A 17374-nucleotide genomic window follows, 5' to 3' on the forward strand; every position below is an offset into this window, starting at 1 on the left:
GAGCCCGAAGGACGGGGGCAACCATGCGTGTTCTTGCACGGGTCGAGGCCGCGCTGCTGCACCAGACAGGGTACCTGTTTCCGTGGACGCCAGTCATGCTGGCAACGGGGATCGGTCTCTATTTCGGTGCCCGGAGCGAGCCTGGCTGGCCAGTATACGCTGGTCTTTCTTGCTTGTTCCTGGCTCTTGTCGTCCTGAGCCGCCGGCTGCCACCGGGGATGGGAGCGTTAGCGACCGGGGGGGCGCTGATTGCGGTCGGTGTCATACTGGCGGGCACTCGCGCCCATATGGTGGCAGAACCGGTTCTGTCCTGGCGGTACTATGGCCCTGTCGAGGGGAGGGTCGTCGCCATGGATCGGTCTGCCTCGGATGCGTTGCGGTTGACGCTCGATCAGGTGCGCGTAGGGGACGTACCGCAGGAGCGCAGGCCGCAACGCATCCGTCTTTCTGTTCATGGCGCAACAGACCCTTTTGCGCCTGGGCAACGGATCATGACCACAGCGCATCTTTCGCCGCCGCAGGGCCCGGTTGAACCTGGCGGGTTCGATTTTCGTCGCCATGCCTGGTTTCAGGAGCTGGGTGCGGTCGGGTATACCCGCGTTCCTGTATTGACGATTGCGCCAGTCAAGGACGGTATTGGCGGTGTTCGAATTACCGCAATCCGAATGGCCATATCGCGGCGAGTGAAACAAATCCTGCCCGGAGAAATCGGTGGGTTTGCCGCTGCCGTCACCACAGGTGATCGCAGTGGTATGGGGCAGGAGACGCTCTTGTCCCTGCGCGCGTCGAACCTGGCGCATTTGCTTGCCATTTCCGGGCTTCACATGGGGTTACTGACGGGTTTTGTTTTCGTGGCCTGCCGTATTGGTTTGTCACTGATCCCCTTCGTGGCGCTGCGGTTACCTGTCCGAAAAGTTGCGGCTGTGCTCGCGCTGATCGCGGCGACGATTTATTTGCTGTTGTCCGGCGGGAATATCGCAACCGAACGCGCCTATGTCATGGTCAGTGTCATGCTGGGGGCCGTGTTGATCGACAGGCGCGCGATCTCGTTGCGTGCGGTTTCCGTTGCTGCGCTGATCGTTCTGGTTCTTTGGCCCGAGTCGCTGCTGAGTCCGGGGTTTCAGATGTCCTTTGCGGCAACGACAGCCCTGGTTGCCGTCTTCGGCGCATTGCAACAGGTGGGTCCGTTACCCGGCCCGAATTGGTTGAAACCGATTGCTGGTGTGGTGATGTCCTCGGCGATAGCCGGGCTTGCCACGGCCCCAATTGGCGCTGCGCATTTCAATACGATGTCTCACTATGGATTGCTGGCGAACCTTCTGTCCGTACCCGTCATGGGCTTATTAGTTGTGCCTGCGGCGGTTGTCGCCGCACTGGCCGCCCCATTTGGATTGGAGGCTTTTCCGCTGACCGTTATGGGCTGGGCGCTGCATTGGATCTTGGGGGTGTCAAACTGGGTGTCGCACCTGGACGGTGCTCAGGGTTTCGTAGTTAGCCCGCCCTGGTATGTATTGCCACTTGTTGCTGTTGGTGCTTTGTGGCTGGCCTTGTGGCAAGGGCGCGCGCGTTGGTACGGGGTCGGGCCCGTCGTTCTGTCATTTCTGCTTTGGAACTCGGGCCACAGGCCAGATGTTCTGATCGCAGAAAACGGGGGGTTAGTCGGCGTGATGACCGCTCAGGGCCGGGCTTTGAGCAGAAGCAAAGGCAGCGGGTTTGTTGCCAGCGTCTGGCTTGAGAATGACGGTGACGGTGCCGATCAGATCGCGGCAGCAGGCAGATGGCCGGACAGCAGCACCGTTCAGCGGTACCCATATCAGGATATGGAAATCATCCATATCTCGGGCAAAAAGGCCGCGCACGCGTTCGACGAATGCAAGAACAACCAGATCATTGTTTCGACAGTTGCGCTGACCCTTGAGGGAGCGTGCGCCGTCTTCGATCCGGATCACCTGACCGAAACCGGCAGCCTGTCATTGTCGGACGGAAAGTTGACTTCAAGCGCGGAACTGACAGGTCACAGGCTCTGGTCCCCGAAGCCCGTCGGGGACCGTCGTTTGAATCCGGATCAATAGGTTCGGATCAGACCGACTAGGCGACCCTGAACCTTGACCTTTTCTTCAGGTAGAACGCGCGTCTCATAAGCCGGGTTGGCCGCTTCGAGAGCAATAGCGTTGCCGCGGCGGAAAAAGCGTTTCAGCGTCGCTTCCTGATCTTCTACCAGTGCAACCACGATATCTCCGTTATCAGCAGTCGCGGTTTCGCGGATGACAACCACATCACCGTCATTGATGCCCGCGTCGATCATCGAGTCACCGCGAACCTCAAGCGCATAGTGCTGGCCTTTCCCGGAAACCATGGGGCCGGGGACCGCCACGTGATGTGACACGTGACTGATCGCTTCAATAGGGACACCCGCCGCGATCCGGCCCATCACCGGCAATTCCAACGCGTCCACCGCAACCGGTTCAATATTGGCCGGGCGGGGGCCTTTGGGCCGGTCACCTTCGATCACGCGGGGTGAAAATCCGGCAGTTGGTTCACCGCCAAGGCTTTCAGGAAGTTTCACAATTTCAATCGCGCGGGCACGATGCGCGAGGCGGCGGATAAAGCCGCGTTCCTCCAGCGCAGTGATCAGCCTGTGGATGCCGGATTTCGACCGCAGGTCAAGCGCGGCCTTCATTTCATCGAAACTGGGCGGAACACCGTCCGCCTGCACGCGTTTTTGGATGAATTTCAACAAATCCAATTGCTTCTTGGTCAGCATTGCTCACACCTCGTCGCTCATGCGTTTTCTTTTGTTCTACGCATGTTCACGTTTTGTGTCAATGAATTTGGGCGAAGCTCAGATCGGCAGGTATCGAACCGTTTCCCCGGCCTTGCGGGCGGGGTCGTTCGGGGGACGGACCAAAAGGGCGTTTGCCTGCGCCAGAACGCTGAGCAGAGAGCTGTCCTGATCTGCACAGGCCTGGATACCCGTTTCGCTTAGAACCGCACGCATGTAATGCTCGCGCGGGCCGTTTTGTGACAGTGGTTCGGTCAACCGGGCAGAGCGAAAGGGTGGCAGAACCATTTCCAGCCCCAGCATCCGCCGCACCATCGGGGCAAGGAACAGATAGCCACAGACCATCGCGCTGACCGGGTTCCCCGGAAGCCCGACCATCGCGGTGTCACCCATGCGACCAGCCATCAGAGGTTTTCCGGGGCGCATTCGGATCTTGTAGAAAGACCGATCCATCCCCAGCCCCTGCGAAACGTCAGACACAAGGTCGTAGTCCCCAACCGACGCACCGCCAATCGTCACGACGAGATCGGCCCCTCGTGCCAGGTGAAAAGCCGTTTCAAGTGATGAGACCGTATCCCGTGCAATCGGAAGGACACGAACCACAGCACCGAGCCCCTCAAGCAATGCCCGCAGTCCAAACGTGTTTGACGCGATAATCTGGTCCGGTCCCGGTTCTTCGCCGGGCATGACAAGTTCGTCGCCGGTCGAGATCAGGGCAATGACGGGTTTTTGAGAAACCGGGACCCGCGCGACATTCATCGCAGCCATCAGTGCAATGTCTTCGGCGCGGATCAAACGCGGTGCCGTGATGGGGGTGCCTGTCATAAAATCCACACCGGCAGGGCGGATGTTCGTTTTGGGGCCGGGGTCGTCTGTGATCGTGATCAGATCGCCACGCCGGTCGGTATCTTCCTGAATCACAACGAAATCCGCGCCCTCGGGAACCGGAGCGCCGGTAAAGATACGCACGGCCTGACCGGGGCCCACCGAGCCGTCGAAACGACGACCCGCAGCGGATTCGCCCACCACTATGAACATGGCATGAAGCTCGACTTCGTCGGCTTTGACGGCATAGCCATCCATCGAAGATGCCGCAAATGGCGGCTGGTCGCGCGTTGCCACAACCTCGTGCGACAGAACACGTCCCGCAGACTGGGCCAGGGGAACCTGTTCCGAAGGTAGAGGGCCGACAAGATCGAACAGCAGGGTGCGCGCTTCTTCGACGGTAATCATTTCGCCTCGTAACGTCCTGATTTTCCGCCGTCTTTAAGACTTAAATGAATGCCGCCAATTTCCATCGCTTTGTCGACGGCTTTGGTCATGTCGTACACAGTCAAGGCCGCGGTGGAAACGGCGGTCAGGGCCTCCATCTCAACTCCGGTTTGACCTGACGTTTTGACCGTTGCTTCGATCTGAACTCCCGGCAGATCCGGGTCGAGGGTCAGTTCAACGGCAACCTTAGTTACTGGCAAAGGATGGCAGAGCGGGATCAGATCCGGCGTCTTTTTTGCACCCATGATGCCGGCCAGGCGGGCAACGCCCAAAACATCGCCCTTAGCGGCGCGTTGTTCTGAAATGATTTCATAGGTTTCCGGTGCCATCTTAACGTGACCCACAGCCACGGCTAAACGATCTGTGACCTCTTTGCCCGAGACGTCGACCATATGCGCCTGACCTTGAGCATCGAAATGGGTCAGCGGCATCACATCACTCCGGGGATAAGCGGATTGGACAGGATGTGGCGGGTGGCCGCTTCGACATCGTCCTGGCGCATCAGGCTTTCGCCGATCAAAAAGCACCGGGCGCCATAGCGCGCAATATCCCGCAAATCTTCTGGCGTACCCAACCCGCTTTCGCACACGATAGTACGGTCTGCCGGTACCAGTTTGGACAAGCGCCGAGTCGTATCAAGAGTGGTTTCGAAGGTCTTGAGATTGCGGTTGTTTATGCCGATCAAAGGACTTTTCAGTTGGGCTGCGCGTTCAAGCTCGGCTTGGTCGTGAACCTCAATCAGAACGTCCATCTCCCAATCGAAAGCGGTTTGTTCCAACTCGGCTGCCTGATCATCGCTGACGGATGCCATGATGATCAGAATACAGTCGGCTTCCAAAGCACGTGCCTCGACCACCTGATAAGGGTCATACATGAAATCCTTACGCAAAGCGGGCAGAGATGTCGCGTTACGCGCTTGTGTTAGATATTCCTTGGCACCCTGAAAGCTCGGCGTGTCGGTGAGCACGGACAAACACGTAGCACCGCCTTCTTCATAGGCCTTGGCCAAGGCAGGCGGATCAAAATCTGGCCGGATCAAACCCTTGGAGGGGCTGGCTTTCTTGACCTCGGCAATCAGGCCGTAACCTTGCCGGGACGCAGCTTGAAGAGCTGCGGCAAACCCGCGGGTTTCCGAAGCTGCGCGTGCTTCACTTTCTAGCGTTTCCAAGGACTTCTGAGCCTTGTCTGCTGCGATTTCTTCCAGTTTGTAGGCTTTGATCTTGTCCAGAACGGTTTCGGTCATGCGGCCTCCTGAGTCTTCGCGGCCAAGGCCGTGATTTTGTTTTTGGCTTCACCGCTGTCGATGCTCTCGGCGGCCATGGCCACGCCTTCGCGCAGATCACTTGCAGCATCGGCGACAACCAATGCGGCGGCAGAGTTCAGCAACACGGCGTCACGATACGCTGACCGAGCGCCGTCCAGCAGCGCACGAAATGCGATGGCATTTTCTTCAGGGGTTCCGCCGAGGATGTCTTCGAAAGGGTGCACAGGCAGGCCAGCATCCTCGGGGTGCAGCTCGACCTCTTTGATCACGTCATCTTCTAAAGCGGCGACCCAGCTGATACCGGTGATCGTCAATTCGTCTGTCCCGTCTGATCCATGCACCAGCCACGCGCGATCTGACCCCAGCAAGCCTAGTGTTTCAGCCATGGGGCGGATCAACTCGCGGCTAAAGGCGCCAGTCAGTTGCCGTTTGACACCGGCAGGGTTGGTCAGTGGGCCAAGGATATTGAAAATCGTGCGCGTTCCCAGCTCCTGCCGCGAAGGCATAACATGCGCAATGGCCGGGTGATGCATCGGCGCCATCATGAATCCGATCCCGACATCTTTCAATGCGCTTTCAACGACTTGCGGGCCAACCATGACGTTGATGCCCATTTGACCCAATGCATCCGCTGCGCCTGATTTAGAACTTAGGTTGCGGTTGCCGTGTTTGGCGACTGTCACACCAGCGCCTGCGACGACAAAGGCCGTCGCGGTCGAGATATTCAGAGTACCTTTTCCGTCCCCGCCCGTGCCAACGATGTCGATCGCCCCTTCGGGGGCCCGCACGGCATTGCACTTGGCGCGCATGACAGCCGCGGCCGCGGCATATTCATCAACCGTTTCCCCCCTCGTGCGCATGGCCATCAACAGCCCGCCGATCTGGCTTGGCGTGGCTTCGCCGTTGAACAGGATGCCAAAGGCGGTCTCGGCCTCGTCGCGGGTCAAAGGACGATCGGCGGCTGCTCCGATCAACGGTTTCAGCGCGTCGCTCATGCGGGGACTTTCAGTTCTTGCAGGAAGTTCTTGAGAAGTGCGTGACCATGCTCGGAAGCAATCGATTCAGGGTGGAACTGAACACCGTGAATAGGCAGTTCCTTGTGTTGCAGTCCCATGATCGTGCCGTCTTCCAGCTCGGCTGTGATCTCAAGACAGTCGGGCAGCGTCTCTCGCTCGACCACCAGTGAATGGTAGCGGGTGGCCTCAAAGGGCGATGGAAGGCCAGCAAAGACGCCTTTTCCGGTGTGGTGCATGATGCCCATCTTGCCGTGCACAATTTCGTGGCATCGTACCACCTTGCCACCGAACGCCTGTCCGATGGTCTGATGCCCAAGACAAACCCCCAAAAGAGGTGTTTTTGTCTCGGCGGCGGCTTCGGTCAGAGCCAGACAGATGCCCGCCTGATCCGGGTCGCAGGGGCCGGGGCTTAGCAGGATCCCAGCCGGGTTCATGGCCATTGCTTCTTGCACATCCAGCGCATCATTGCGGCGAATGACCATTTCGGCGCCAAGTTCGCCCAAATAATGTACCAAATTGTAGGTAAACGAGTCGTAGTTGTCGATCAGCAGCAGCATATGGGCACTTATCTTCGCTTGGGCATTTCGGGCTGGCGATGCAACCCCGGGCCACGGTATAATGTCCGCACATACATGCTCAGGCTTGGGCGGCAGCGTCAAGAGGACATACGGTTTCTGACGCCTCCAATTGACCGAGCGCCACACCAGATGGCGCAGAGCAGGGCGAGGCAGGGAAAAGAGGCGAAAGGCAGGAAATATGGGCGGATTTTTCGGAGGAATGGTCGCAGGGGCGATCGTTGTTTTGATCTTGGGTGCGGTCGTGTCGCTCAACACGCCGATGGTCAATACGCCGGTTGTTGCGACCGAAGCACCAGCGCCGACGATTTCAGAAACACCAGAGGCGCCTACTGAACTTGCCGAGGATGTTTCTGATGCCGATCTGGTGGAACTGGCCCCGCGTGCGCCAGAAGCCGCCGATAATGCCAGCGAAGATCTGGCCGATTTGTCCGGGTTGGAAGCGTCATCCGAGCCGCAGCCCGAGGTTGGCAAAGCGGCTGAGGCCCCGAACGAGCCCGCTGCACCGGTGGCGACCGAAGTGTCCGTCATGACTGAAGCCCCCGCTGCGCCGCCCGAGCCCAGCCAGGTTCCTGCAGTTCAGCAGGAACAGTCCGTGCCGGTTGTAAATGATGAAACCCCCACGCCGCCGACCGAATCTGACACAACCGAGGTTGCGGTTCTTGAGCCCGAACCAAATCCGTTGCCACAGGTCGAGGCTGATCCACAAACAAATGACACTACGACTGATAATTCATTTGAAAGCAGTCCGATTGCGGTGGAAGGGGATGAAGACACCTTGCCCCGCGAGCTTCCGCGCATCGCTGCGTTGCCTCAGATCGGGGGAGAACAGGAAGAAAGTGCTAGTTCGATTGTCGGAAAACGTGTCTTGCCGTTGACGGAACGAGATGATGCGCCTGTTGCAGAACAGGCGATTTCCGAACAGCCATCTGCGGAAAAACCGATTGAACGTTTTGCCGCCAAGTTCGAGAACCCGGAAGCTAAGCCGCTGATGTCGATCATTCTGATCGATGACGAAGGCGCATTCGGGGCCGAAGCGTTGCAGGACTTCCCTTATCCGATCAGCTTTGCCGTGAACCCGTCTGATCCGGATGCGGCGGAAAAGATGGCACGGCACCGCGCGGCTGGGTTCGAAGTTCTGGCTCTTGCGGACTTGCCCGAGGCAGCAAGCGCGCAGGATGCCGAAGTTTCCCTGTCTGTATGGCTGGATACATTGCCTGAAACAGTGGGTATTCTGGAAGGCGTGAACAGCGGCATTCAGGGAAACCGCAAGCTGGCCGATCAGGTCGCGGCAATTGCTGCCGGAACCGGACGCGGGTTGATCACACAGGACAATGGGCTGAACACTGTCCAGAAGCTTGCGGTTCGCAATGGCATTCCGTCCAGCGTTGTGTTCCGCGATATCGATGGGGCGCGACAGGATCCCAGAATCATGCGCCGGTTCCTGGATCAGGCCGCGTTCCGGGCGGGTCAGGAAGGAACCGTTGTCATGCTGGGGCGGGTACGGCCCGAGACAATCTCAGCCCTTTTGCTGTGGGGTCTTGAAGATCGCGGGAACCGGGTGGCGATGGCGCCGATCTCGGCCGTCTTGATGAAACAGGTGCAGTGACTGTTTGAATCAGGCGGCGATCTCCTGATCAGCCGCCTTGTTCTTTAACCGTTACCGTTTCCGGTGAACCGAGCGGCATCTTCCGCTGCGCGCCGAATGGCGTTTGACTTATGGACAGTCTCCATGAACTCGGCCTCGGGGTCGCTGTCATAGACAACACCGCCGCCAGCCTGAATATAGAGTTTCTGATCCTTCACTATCGCGGTGCGCAAGGCAATGCACATGTCCATGTCACCGCCAGCGCTGAAATAGCCAACACCGCCGCCATAGACGCCGCGTTTTTCCGGCTCAAGCTCGTCAATGATCTCCATCGCCCGCACTTTCGGCGCACCCGAGACGGTGCCCGCAGGCATCCCGGCAAAGAAGGCGTCCAGGGCATCCTTGTCTTCCGCCAGCTCACCCACCACGTTGGACACGATGTGCATCACATGGCTGTAGCGTTCGATGATGAACTCTTCGGTCGGGCGAACCGTACCGATTTTGGACACGCGGCCGGTATCATTGCGCCCGAGGTCCAGAAGCATGAGGTGTTCGGCCAGCTCTTTCTTATCGGCCAGCAGGTCAAGCTCGTTCGCTTTGTCTTCCTCGGGGGTCGCGCCACGGGGACGGGTGCCTGCAATCGGGCGAATGGTGACTTCGCTGCCGAACACACGCACCAGAATCTCGGGGCTGGCCCCAACGACCTGAAAACCGCCGAAGTTGAAGTAGAACATAAATGGCGAGGGGTTGGTGCGCCGCAGCGAACGATAAAGCGCAAAAGGCGGCAGCGGAAAATCCTGCGTCCAACGCTGAGCCGGAACAACTTGGAAGATATCGCCAGCGCGGATGTATTCCTTGGCCTTTTCAACCGCTTCCATATAGCCCGACTTGGTGAAGTTCGACACCGGTGCCGCAACTTCGCGCGCGTCGCCCAGATCACGGGTTTCGGCGGGCATCGCGCGTTCCAGATCGCGGACCGCATCCATCACACGCTCGGCCGCCTGTGCATAGGCAGCTTTGGCAGATTGACCGTCGCTTGCCCAGGTGGGTGAGACCACCGTCACCTCGCCTTTGACACCATCCAATACTGCGACAACAGACGGGCGCAACATGATCGCATCTGGCAGCCCCAGCGGATCGGGGTTCACGTCCGGCAGGTATTCGACCAGCCGGACCATGTCATAGCCCAGATAACCAAACAGCCCGGCGGCAGCCTGAGGCAGGTCGTCTGGCAGCTCAATACGGCTTTCTGCCAGTAACGCCCGCAGGTTGTCCATCGGATTGCCGTCCTGCGCGACAAAGGCGTCGGCGTCGAACCGCGCCGAACGATTCAACGCGGACGTTTCGCCGTGGCAGCGCCAGATCAGGTCCGGTTTCATGCCGATGATCGAATAGCGGCCACGCACTTCTCCGCCCGTAACCGACTCCAGCATGAACGCATCTTTCTGCGCGCCCGTCAGTTTGAGCATCAGCGACACGGGTGTGTCCAGATCGGCGGCGAGACGTGTGTAAACCACTTGGTTTTCGCCCGCTTCATAGGCGCGCGCGAAGGTATCGAAATCGGGTGTCAGGGCCATCTTGGTCTCGCTTAAAAGCTCGCCTGCACGGCGTTCAGCGCCTGCTGATCCACGACCGGGCGGGCGCGGGTCTGAGCGTCCCGTACGTATGCGTCAAAAATATTCTGCGACAGCGCCTGATCCATCTGCGTAGCCAGTGCGTCGCGCAACCGGCGCAGTTCGTCGGAATCCTCGGGGGGCAGAATCTCGTCCAGACGAACAAGCAAGGCTGCACCATTTCCACCAATGACGCGTAACTCACCGAGTTCCATCTGGAACACTTCGTTCATGAAACTGGCGGGGACGTCATCAAGAAACGCGGTACGCGTCAGCGCGTTTTCAACGCGGAAGGGCAGGCCAGTCGCAGCGAAGTCACCATCAGTGGCCAGTTGGCTCAGTGCGGCGTTTGCTTTGTCCAAAAGGGCTTTATTGGTCTCTGCCTGTACCCAGGCAGCGGCGACACGGTCGCGTGCGCTTTCCAGCGGTTCAGGGCGGCGTGGCAGAACGTCGTTCAGGCGCAAGGCAAAGATCGATCCGTCTTCGAGAAATGCGATTTCAGGGAAATCTCCCTCTTGCACGGCTTCGGCGGCCGCGCGGAACCCGTCATAGGCCGCTATGTCCTCGGCGCTGTCGCGGGTCCAGTCAATCTGACCCAGCTCCATTTCAGTTTCATTTGCCAATTCTTCCAGAGTCGCTCCACCAGCCAGCATGTCGTTGACATCTTCGGACTGCGCCTCGATCAGGCGGCGGGCGCGTTCTGTCGCCAGTTCTTCGCGCAGGGCCGGTTCGGCCTCCTCAAAGGGAACGCTGTTTGCAGCCAGGGATCCGTTGATACGGAACAGGGCGGGGCCAAATACCGATGGCAGAGGGCCGACAACGGCGTCAAGTTCTGCCGCGAACACGGCGTCGGCGGCTTCGCCCAGATCCTCACGCGTGAGGTCGCCCAGGTCGATATCCGAAAGCTCCAGATCACGGTCCCGAACCAGTTGTTCAAAAGTCGTGCCCCCGACCTCAAGCTGCGCCTTGGCGTCGTTGGCCGCTTGTTCATCCGGGAAATTCAGGCGCTCGACCAGACGGCGTTCTGGCTGATTATACTCTGCCGACCGCTCTTCAAAAAGTTTTCGCAGAGCCTCTTCGTCAACCTCAACCGTGTCCACCAACATGGCCGGAGACAGAATCGCATACGTCAGCTGTTTCGTGCGGGGCAGGGTGAACTGTTCAGCGTTTTCGTCATAGTAGGTCTGAATCTGCGCGTCAGTCGGTTCGGCCACGGGGGTTTCCAAAGCCTCGGCCCCTGCCGTCGCAACGGTAAAGCTGCGACGGGCACCAATATAGTTGGCCATTGTGTCTGTCACGGTGGCAGGCATTTCCACACCCCCCATGATCGCACCTTGAACGATCGTACGGGCGGATTCTTTGCGCAGGTCCGACTCGAACTCGGAATCCGTCATGCCGACCTGTTCAAGCTGAAAGCGGTATGCCTCGCGGTCGAAATTGCCGTCTACGCCCTGAAAGGCCGGGACAGACACGATCTCTTTTTGCAGGTTCTCATCCCCAATGGAGATCCCGAGCTGGCTCACCTCATTGTCCAGTGCCGCCAAGGCTGTCAGGCGGGCAAGCGCGTTTCGATCCAGCCCCAGATCGCGCGCCTGCGACATTTGCAGGGGCTGACCCGATTGCGCCTCAACCGCGCGGATCTCGCGCTGCAACTCGCGGACAAAATCATCGATCGAGATGCTTTCATCACCAACTTGCGCCACAGTACGGACTGTGCCGCTCAGGTTGACCGCGCCGAACCCCGCGAGCCCCAGCATCAGCATGCCCATCAGAATCCAGACAAAGGTTTTCGAAAGACTTTTAGCGCCTGCGGCCATGGTGCCCTCTTGTTATTACGGCAGCGTTCTGCCCTGTCGGTTGCCGCCTTGAATACGACGCACACCGCCGGGGGGCAAGCTTAGAAGGACAGGCCCTGCAACCGTTCGAACAATTGGCCCAAACCTGTGCGGTCGAGGTTGGCGAAGGCAATGCGCACTTGCCGTTTCCCGTCCGGGTGGTGATCGGGCATAAACATGGTACCGGGCAATAACAGAACACCGGCTTCACGCACCAAACGCCTGGCAAGTTCGTCGGACGGAATGTCAAACGGGTGCTCCAGATAGGCGAAATACGCCCCAAGTCCCAAAAGACGCCAGCCATTGGCTTCCAGTGCGGGCATACCCTCAAGGATGGCAGCGCGACGGTCGAGTATTTCGTCGCGTTCGCCTGCCAGCCATTGCGACAAGTTATGCATACCCCAAAGCGCGGCGAACTGTCCGATCTGACCGGGGCAAATGGCAACGGTGTCGAGAAACTTCTCGACCTCAGCCAGAAGTGCAGGGCCCGTTGCAATGGCACCGACCCTATGACCCGTCAGCCTGTATGCCTTGGAGAAGGAATACAGGTGGATCAGCGTCTGTTCCCAGTCTGGTTGCTGGAACAAATCATGTGGCGGCCCGCTGCGACTGTCGAAGTCACGGTAGGTTTCGTCGACGATTAGGTAAATCCCGGTTTCGCGCGCAAGCTCAAAGAAGGCGCGGACAAGGTCTGCCGGGTATTCAACGCCGCCGGGATTGTTGGGCGTGACCAGAGCGATGGCACGTGTTTTGTCCGTGATCAGCGCGCGTGCGCTCTCAGGGTCGGGCAGCAAATCGTCGCCGGACTTCAGGTCCAAAGCGTGGACACCCGACATATCCAGCCACATTTTATGATTGAAATACCATGGAGTTGGAAGAATAACCTCATCCCTTTCACCGGTGATGGCCGATATCACTGCTGAAAACGCCTGATTGCAGCCTGAGGTGATAGCAACCTGAGGTGCCTCGACCTTTGCCCCATAATGCGCGCTGATCTGCGCAGCCAGTTCCGTGCGAAGATCGTCATTTCCCAGCACAGGGCCGTATAGATGCGCATGGTCTTCGCGCACGGTAAATTCGGCCATAGCCTCGCGCAAGGCGAGTGGCGGCGGGTCAACCGGCGCCGCCTGGCTTACGTTGATCAACGGACGTTCGGGTGGGAACGAAACGCCCTCGACCCATCGGCGCGCTTCCATTACTGGCGGCGCGAATGTTGCGGCGGTACGGCTGAGCGTCATGTGCTGCCTACTGATCTGATTTCAATCGGTGCCCCGATAGGGCTCGACATATTGAAGGGCCATATCCCACGGGAAAAAGATCCACGTGTCCTGACTGACTTCGGTGATGAACGTATCCACCATTGGGCGTCCCTTGGGTTTGGCATAAACCGTCGCAAAATGCGCTTTCGGATACATCTCCCGAACCAGCTCCAGGGTTTTTCCGCTGTCTACCAGATCGTCGATGATCAGAATTCCGGTTCCGTCACCCATTAGCTTGGCATCGGGTGCTTTCAGAACTTCCGCCTCTCCCTGGGCTTGATGGTGGTAGGATTTCACGCTGACCGTATCGACGGTACGAATATCCAGTTCCCGGCTTACGATCATCGCAGGGGCCATGCCGCCACGGGTGATCGCCACGACAGCACGCCAGCTGCCGTCATCGGGGCCTTGCCCATCCAGACGCCACGCCAATGCGCGCGAGTCGCGGTGGATCTGGTCCCAGCTGATGTGAAATCCTTTTTCGTGCGGCAGGCGGTCCTTAGCGCTCATGTTCTCAACCTTTTTCCACGTCTGGGGCGTCAACGGCCTTCATTCCGACAATATGGTAGCCCGAATCCACGTGCAGATTCTCACCGGTGACGCCGCTGCTGAGGTCTGACAACAGGTACAGGGCCGACTTGCCGACATCGTCGATGGTCACGTTGCGGCGCAGCGGAGAGTTGTATTCGTTCCATTTCATGATGTAGCGGAAATCGCCAATACCGCTGGCGGCCAGCGTTTTGATCGGACCGGCCGAAATCGCGTTCACGCGAATGCCGTCCTTGCCCAGGTCCTCCGCCAAATACTTGACCGACGCTTCCAAAGCGGCCTTGGCAACACCCATCACGTTATAGTGGGGCATCACCTGCTCAGCTCCGTAATAGGTCAGCGTTATGGCGCTGCCGCCTTCAGACATCATCTTTTCCGCGCGCTGCATAACTGCGGTGAACGAATAGACGGATACATCCATCGTCAGCGTAAAATTGGCCCGGCTGGTATCCACGTAGCGCCCACGCAGTTCGTTCTTGTCAGAAAAACCGATGGCGTGGACGACAAAGTCCAGCTTGCCCCATTTCTCTTCCAGTGCCGAGAAAAGCCCATCAATTGAAGCCTCATCGCTCACGTCGCAGGGCAGAACGATTTTGCTACCCAGTTGCGCAGCCAGTGGGTCCACACGTTTCTTTAGGGCGTCACCCTGATAGGAAAAGGCAAGTTCAGCTCCGGCTTCGGACAAGGCGCGGGCGATTCCCCATGCGATAGATTTGTCATTGGCCAGTCCCATGATGAGGCCACGTTTGCCGGCCATCAACTGATTTGACATGTTTGGTTCTCCGCCTGTCTTCGCGTTAGATTGGCATGGTTTATGCCATTGGTAGCGCTGCATCAAGGCCGTGCGCTCTTGCTCGCAGCGGGTTCTCGCCTTAGGCTCGTCATTAATACTTTCCAGGGGATGGAAATGACCGAGCGTGATGGCATCTTTGCTGGCTCCGATCCGTTTGCAATAGCGGCCCGGTGGCTGGCTGAGGCCCAGGAAACCGAATTGAACGATCCGAATGCGATTGCGCTTGCAACCGTTGACCCGGACGGTTTGCCAAATGCACGCATGGTTCTGCTGAAGGAAATCGAAGCGGATTCATTTGTTTTCTATACAAACTACGAAAGCGCCAAAGCGAACGAGCTGGATACGTCCGAAAAAGCCGCATTTGTAATGCATTGGAAATCTTTGCGGCGTCAACTTCGTGTTCGTGGTACAGTATGTCGTGAAAACGGGCCCCAGGCTGATGCGTATTATGCATCGAGGTCACTGAAAAGCCGACTGGGTGCCTGGGCTTCAAAGCAGTCACAACCGCTTTCAAGTCGGACAGCTTTGATGGCAGAGGTCGCGAAAGTGACTGCTAAACTTGGGCCGAATCCACCTCGTCCTCCATTCTGGGGCGGGTACCGATTGACGCCGACAGAGATAGAATTCTGGGCCGATGGAGCGTTCCGCTTGCATGATCGGTTCAGATGGCAACGAATTGAGCCGGGATCGGCATGGCATGTTGAAAGGTTGAATCCATGACGTTCACGTGTCGTGAAATGCAACAAGCAGAAAGTAAACAACTTTTTCGGCTTGAAATTGTCTACCAATCCCATAAACAACAGACCCTTAACGAACTGCTAAAATTCGCGATGGGAAAACCGTGCCTGAAGACCTGAACAACATGTATCGCGTCCGTGGACACGTAAAATGGTTCGATCCCGCCAAGGGATACGGCTTTGTTGTTTCTGACGAAGGCGGCCCGGATATTCTGTTGCATGTGAACGTATTGCGCAATTTCGGCCAAAGTTCCGTCGCGGACGGAGCAGGTATCGAGATCATGACACACCGCACGGACAGAGGTGTTCAGGCGGTTGAGGTTGTTGCAATCGACCCGCCGGCGCGCGCCGAGTCGATGATGTTGGCCGATTTCGCCGAGTTGGATCCGGACGCTATCACAGAAGCCCCTCTGGAGGCCGCGCGGGTGAAGTGGTTCGACAAAGGCAAGGGCTTCGGGTTCGCAAATGTTTTCGGGCGCGGCGAAGACGTGTTCTTGCATATCGAAGTGTTGCGGCGCTCGGGGCTTGCTGACCTTCAGCCCGGAGAGGCGCTTGCGATGCGCGTAATTGACGGCAAACGTGGCCGAATGGCGGCGCAGGTTCTCGCCTGGGAAGCCGCGCTGGACGGCTGACCGTTCCATGACCCGTTTTCTGGTATTCTGGACGCTTCTGATCACGCTGTGGACGGGGGGGGCGTTTGCTGCGTGCAGCGCCGGCCGTGTCACACTCCGAAACGACAGCGCGACAATCCGATTTGACGTGGAAATGGCGGTTACGCCTCAAGAACGGTCAAAGGGGTTGATGTTTCGCGAGTCGTTGCCGAATCGATCCGGTATGCTGTTCGTGTTCGATCCACCGCAACCTGTCGCGTTTTGGATGAAGAACACGCTGATTCCGCTCGACATGATATTTCTGGACCGTACGGGCACAGTGACACATGTGCATGAGAGTGCGATTCCCGGCGATCTGACACCGATTGAAGGTGGGGATGCCGTTTTTGCGGTGCTGGAAATCAATGCCGGATTGTCCGCGCGCTACTCTATCGGCGTCGGCACTCAGATGCAGCACGAAATTTTTTCGCAAGGTCCTGCGATTTGGCCCTGTTAGGGCTTTTCAAATCAGATTGTCATCGTTAGGAAGGCGCACGGTCCGGGGCGTGGCGCAGTCTGGTAGCGCACCTGTTTTGGGTACAGGGGGTCGTAGGTTCGAATCCTGCCGCCCCGACCACTTCCTTCATATTCTCATGTGGGCGTGCCGCCCATCGCGAGATACAACGAGCTGATCGCCTGATCCAGCACGTCACTTTCCAGTGGAACCTCAACGATTGCGCCGGTTTTCTGCGGCACTTTAAAGTACGATCGTGCGTCGACGCGATAGCCGGACCCTGTTTTAGACGATGTCAGGCGCATGACACTCTGGGGCAGGTCCTGCGGAAATCCGTCATAGTTCAGAATCAAATAGGCAGCCGCTTTTGGGGGCAGATACTCGCTGCATTCAAAAGCCTGTTCGCCGATTTTCTCAAAGACCTTGCCGGGACCAGAACAACTGGTTTCGAATACCTCAAATAACCTTTTGGGATGGGTTTCGAACAGCGCGCTACGAGACGGGGTGGGCGTTTCTTGTGGCGTGCAGGCCACGATACAGGCCAACGCGGGGATAAAGCGAAGCAACTTCATTCGTTTGGCCTTTCTCATTTCGAAGTGAACCTTTGGTCGTTCAGTGTGGGTTCGACAGACCCGGCGAAGCTGATTCCTTTGCAGCCTAACCAGCGAGGTGTTGGTTGATCAAATACAGATAACTATGCTGGCAAAAACGGTAATTCGAATTGAGACTTCGAGTCGTGACCGAAAATTTACCGCAGGCGAGCCTGTGGAGGAATCGTACCCAGAGTTTGACTCCTCTCATGTCTGGGTCTGGTCAACAAAAAAGATTTCAAATTTGGCTGAAAAAGGGCGTTGACCTTCTATGGCAATATACGTCAAATTGTATGAGCCGAAGAGATTGCCACAATATCTGGTGTTCAAGCCGGGACGGCAACAGGCGAGGGTCGGATAAGCACAGTCTATTAACGTGCAGCCGTTGTAACGGCTT

At 57.9% G+C, this 17374-nt stretch carries 17 protein-coding genes and 1 tRNA gene; 6 read left to right on the top strand and 12 right to left on the bottom strand.

Going from position 1 to position 17374, the window contains the following annotated elements; translation table 11 throughout:
- Nucleotides 1–23 precede the first annotated feature (23 nt).
- Nucleotides 24–2072 carry a ComEC/Rec2 family competence protein gene (locus ACR0ID_RS02250; protein ID WP_480603516.1) on the top strand — a complete coding sequence of 683 codons (2049 nt, stop codon included), beginning with the start codon at nt 24–26 and terminating at the stop codon, nt 2070–2072.
- Here ACR0ID_RS02250 and lexA read toward each other — a convergent pair.
- The 6 genes from lexA to ACR0ID_RS02280 form a co-directional block, all read right to left on the bottom strand.
- The gene (gene lexA / locus ACR0ID_RS02255; RefSeq protein WP_480472970.1) at nt 2066–2764 is read right to left on the bottom strand and encodes a transcriptional repressor LexA; all 699 of its coding nucleotides are present in this window, start codon (nt 2762–2764) and stop codon (nt 2066–2068) included. The genes ACR0ID_RS02250 and lexA overlap by 7 nt on opposite strands.
- A 78-nt stretch (nt 2765–2842) precedes the next feature.
- Nucleotides 2843–4015 carry a molybdopterin molybdotransferase MoeA gene (locus ACR0ID_RS02260; RefSeq protein WP_480603518.1) on the bottom strand — a complete coding sequence of 391 codons (1173 nt, stop codon included), beginning with the start codon at nt 4013–4015 and terminating at the stop codon, nt 2843–2845.
- A complete protein-coding gene (gene moaC / locus ACR0ID_RS02265) occupies nt 4012–4485 on the bottom strand; it encodes a cyclic pyranopterin monophosphate synthase MoaC (protein ID WP_480472966.1) in 474 nt (157 codons plus the stop codon). Before moaC ends, ACR0ID_RS02260 begins: the two co-directional genes overlap by 4 nt.
- On the bottom strand, nt 4485–5297 hold the full coding sequence (gene trpC / locus ACR0ID_RS02270) for an indole-3-glycerol phosphate synthase TrpC (RefSeq protein ID WP_480493092.1): 813 nt from the start codon (nt 5295–5297) through the stop codon (nt 4485–4487). The genes moaC and trpC overlap by 1 nt, the downstream gene beginning before the upstream one ends.
- Nucleotides 5294–6313: an anthranilate phosphoribosyltransferase gene (trpD, locus tag ACR0ID_RS02275; RefSeq protein WP_480603520.1), complete on the bottom strand. Its 1020-nt coding sequence runs from the start codon at nt 6311–6313 to the stop codon at nt 5294–5296. Before trpD ends, trpC begins: the two co-directional genes overlap by 4 nt.
- Nucleotides 6310–6891: an anthranilate synthase component II gene (locus ACR0ID_RS02280; RefSeq protein ID WP_480472961.1), complete on the bottom strand. Its 582-nt coding sequence runs from the start codon at nt 6889–6891 to the stop codon at nt 6310–6312. The genes trpD and ACR0ID_RS02280 overlap by 4 nt, the downstream gene beginning before the upstream one ends.
- A gap of 199 nt (nt 6892–7090) precedes the next feature.
- Here ACR0ID_RS02280 and ACR0ID_RS02285 point away from each other — a divergent pair, with 199 nt between their 5' ends.
- Nucleotides 7091–8518 (top strand): divergent polysaccharide deacetylase family protein, encoded by a 1428-nt coding sequence (locus ACR0ID_RS02285; RefSeq protein WP_480603522.1) that lies wholly within the window; start codon nt 7091–7093, stop codon nt 8516–8518.
- A gap of 44 nt (nt 8519–8562) precedes the next feature.
- On the opposite strand, the gene trpE is transcribed toward ACR0ID_RS02285, so the two are convergent.
- The 5 genes from trpE to fabI form a co-directional block, all read right to left on the bottom strand.
- Nucleotides 8563–10074: an anthranilate synthase component I gene (gene trpE, locus ACR0ID_RS02290; RefSeq protein ID WP_480517153.1), complete on the bottom strand. Its 1512-nt coding sequence runs from the start codon at nt 10072–10074 to the stop codon at nt 8563–8565.
- A gap of 11 nt (nt 10075–10085) precedes the next feature.
- A complete protein-coding gene (locus ACR0ID_RS02295; protein WP_480603524.1) occupies nt 10086–11927 on the bottom strand; it encodes a SurA N-terminal domain-containing protein in 1842 nt (613 codons plus the stop codon).
- Between the two features lie 80 nt (nt 11928–12007).
- On the bottom strand, nt 12008–13183 hold the full coding sequence (locus ACR0ID_RS02300; protein WP_480603526.1) for an aminotransferase: 1176 nt from the start codon (nt 13181–13183) through the stop codon (nt 12008–12010).
- Nucleotides 13184–13204: 21 nt separating this feature from the next.
- A complete protein-coding gene (gpt, locus tag ACR0ID_RS02305) occupies nt 13205–13714 on the bottom strand; it encodes a xanthine phosphoribosyltransferase (protein WP_209503823.1) in 510 nt (169 codons plus the stop codon).
- A gap of 4 nt (nt 13715–13718) precedes the next feature.
- Nucleotides 13719–14525, bottom strand: coding sequence for an enoyl-ACP reductase FabI (gene fabI / locus ACR0ID_RS02310; protein ID WP_480603528.1), 807 nt, complete (start codon nt 14523–14525; stop codon nt 13719–13721).
- Nucleotides 14526–14660: 135 nt separating this feature from the next.
- On the opposite strand from fabI, the gene pdxH reads away from it, so the two are divergent.
- The 4 genes from pdxH to ACR0ID_RS02330 all read left to right on the top strand — a co-directional run bounded on the left by pdxH (nt 14661) and on the right by ACR0ID_RS02330 (nt 16510).
- Nucleotides 14661–15266, top strand: coding sequence for a pyridoxamine 5'-phosphate oxidase (pdxH, locus tag ACR0ID_RS02315; protein WP_480517750.1), 606 nt, complete (start codon nt 14661–14663; stop codon nt 15264–15266).
- A 142-nt stretch (nt 15267–15408) separates the two neighbouring features.
- Complete coding sequence (locus ACR0ID_RS02320; RefSeq protein ID WP_480517748.1) at nt 15409–15915, top strand: cold-shock protein; 507 nt, start codon at nt 15409–15411, stop codon at nt 15913–15915.
- A 7-nt stretch (nt 15916–15922) separates the two neighbouring features.
- The gene (locus tag ACR0ID_RS02325) at nt 15923–16390 is read left to right on the top strand and encodes a DUF192 domain-containing protein (RefSeq protein WP_480517144.1); all 468 of its coding nucleotides are present in this window, start codon (nt 15923–15925) and stop codon (nt 16388–16390) included.
- 43 nt (nt 16391–16433) lie between these two features.
- Nucleotides 16434–16510: transfer RNA gene (locus tag ACR0ID_RS02330), tRNA-Pro, on the top strand.
- A gap of 14 nt (nt 16511–16524) precedes the next feature.
- Here the strand turns inward: ACR0ID_RS02330 and ACR0ID_RS02335 are convergent.
- Complete coding sequence (locus ACR0ID_RS02335) at nt 16525–16959, bottom strand: hypothetical protein (protein WP_480517142.1); 435 nt, start codon at nt 16957–16959, stop codon at nt 16525–16527.
- Nucleotides 16960–17374: the final 415 nt, after the last annotated feature.

The sequence above is a fragment of the Ruegeria sp. AL2 genome, from assembly GCF_056540845.1.

Excerpts from the sequence above, each read along its gene's own strand:
- ACR0ID_RS02250 (WP_480603516.1), top strand. The coding sequence starts at position 24 with ATGCGTGTTCTTGCACGGGTCGAGGCCGCGCTGCTGCACCAGACAGGG.
- lexA (WP_480472970.1), bottom strand. The coding sequence starts at position 2,764 with ATGCTGACCAAGAAGCAATTGGATTTGTTGAAATTCATCCAAAAACGC.
- ACR0ID_RS02260 (WP_480603518.1), bottom strand. The coding sequence starts at position 4,015 with ATGATTACCGTCGAAGAAGCGCGCACCCTGCTGTTCGATCTTGTCGGC.
- moaC (WP_480472966.1), bottom strand. The coding sequence starts at position 4,485 with ATGCCGCTGACCCATTTCGATGCTCAAGGTCAGGCGCATATGGTCGAC.
- trpC (WP_480493092.1), bottom strand. The coding sequence starts at position 5,297 with ATGACCGAAACCGTTCTGGACAAGATCAAAGCCTACAAACTGGAAGAA.
- trpD (WP_480603520.1), bottom strand. The coding sequence starts at position 6,313 with ATGAGCGACGCGCTGAAACCGTTGATCGGAGCAGCCGCCGATCGTCCT.
- ACR0ID_RS02280 (WP_480472961.1), bottom strand. The coding sequence starts at position 6,891 with ATGCTGCTGCTGATCGACAACTACGACTCGTTTACCTACAATTTGGTA.
- ACR0ID_RS02285 (WP_480603522.1), top strand. The coding sequence starts at position 7,091 with ATGGGCGGATTTTTCGGAGGAATGGTCGCAGGGGCGATCGTTGTTTTG.
- trpE (WP_480517153.1), bottom strand. The coding sequence starts at position 10,074 with ATGGCCCTGACACCCGATTTCGATACCTTCGCGCGCGCCTATGAAGCG.
- ACR0ID_RS02295 (WP_480603524.1), bottom strand. The coding sequence starts at position 11,927 with ATGGCCGCAGGCGCTAAAAGTCTTTCGAAAACCTTTGTCTGGATTCTG.
- ACR0ID_RS02300 (WP_480603526.1), bottom strand. The coding sequence starts at position 13,183 with ATGACGCTCAGCCGTACCGCCGCAACATTCGCGCCGCCAGTAATGGAA.
- gpt (WP_209503823.1), bottom strand. The coding sequence starts at position 13,714 with ATGAGCGCTAAGGACCGCCTGCCGCACGAAAAAGGATTTCACATCAGC.
- fabI (WP_480603528.1), bottom strand. The coding sequence starts at position 14,525 with ATGTCAAATCAGTTGATGGCCGGCAAACGTGGCCTCATCATGGGACTG.
- pdxH (WP_480517750.1), top strand. The coding sequence starts at position 14,661 with ATGACCGAGCGTGATGGCATCTTTGCTGGCTCCGATCCGTTTGCAATA.
- ACR0ID_RS02320 (WP_480517748.1), top strand. The coding sequence starts at position 15,409 with ATGTATCGCGTCCGTGGACACGTAAAATGGTTCGATCCCGCCAAGGGA.
- ACR0ID_RS02325 (WP_480517144.1), top strand. The coding sequence starts at position 15,923 with ATGACCCGTTTTCTGGTATTCTGGACGCTTCTGATCACGCTGTGGACG.
- ACR0ID_RS02335 (WP_480517142.1), bottom strand. The coding sequence starts at position 16,959 with ATGAAGTTGCTTCGCTTTATCCCCGCGTTGGCCTGTATCGTGGCCTGC.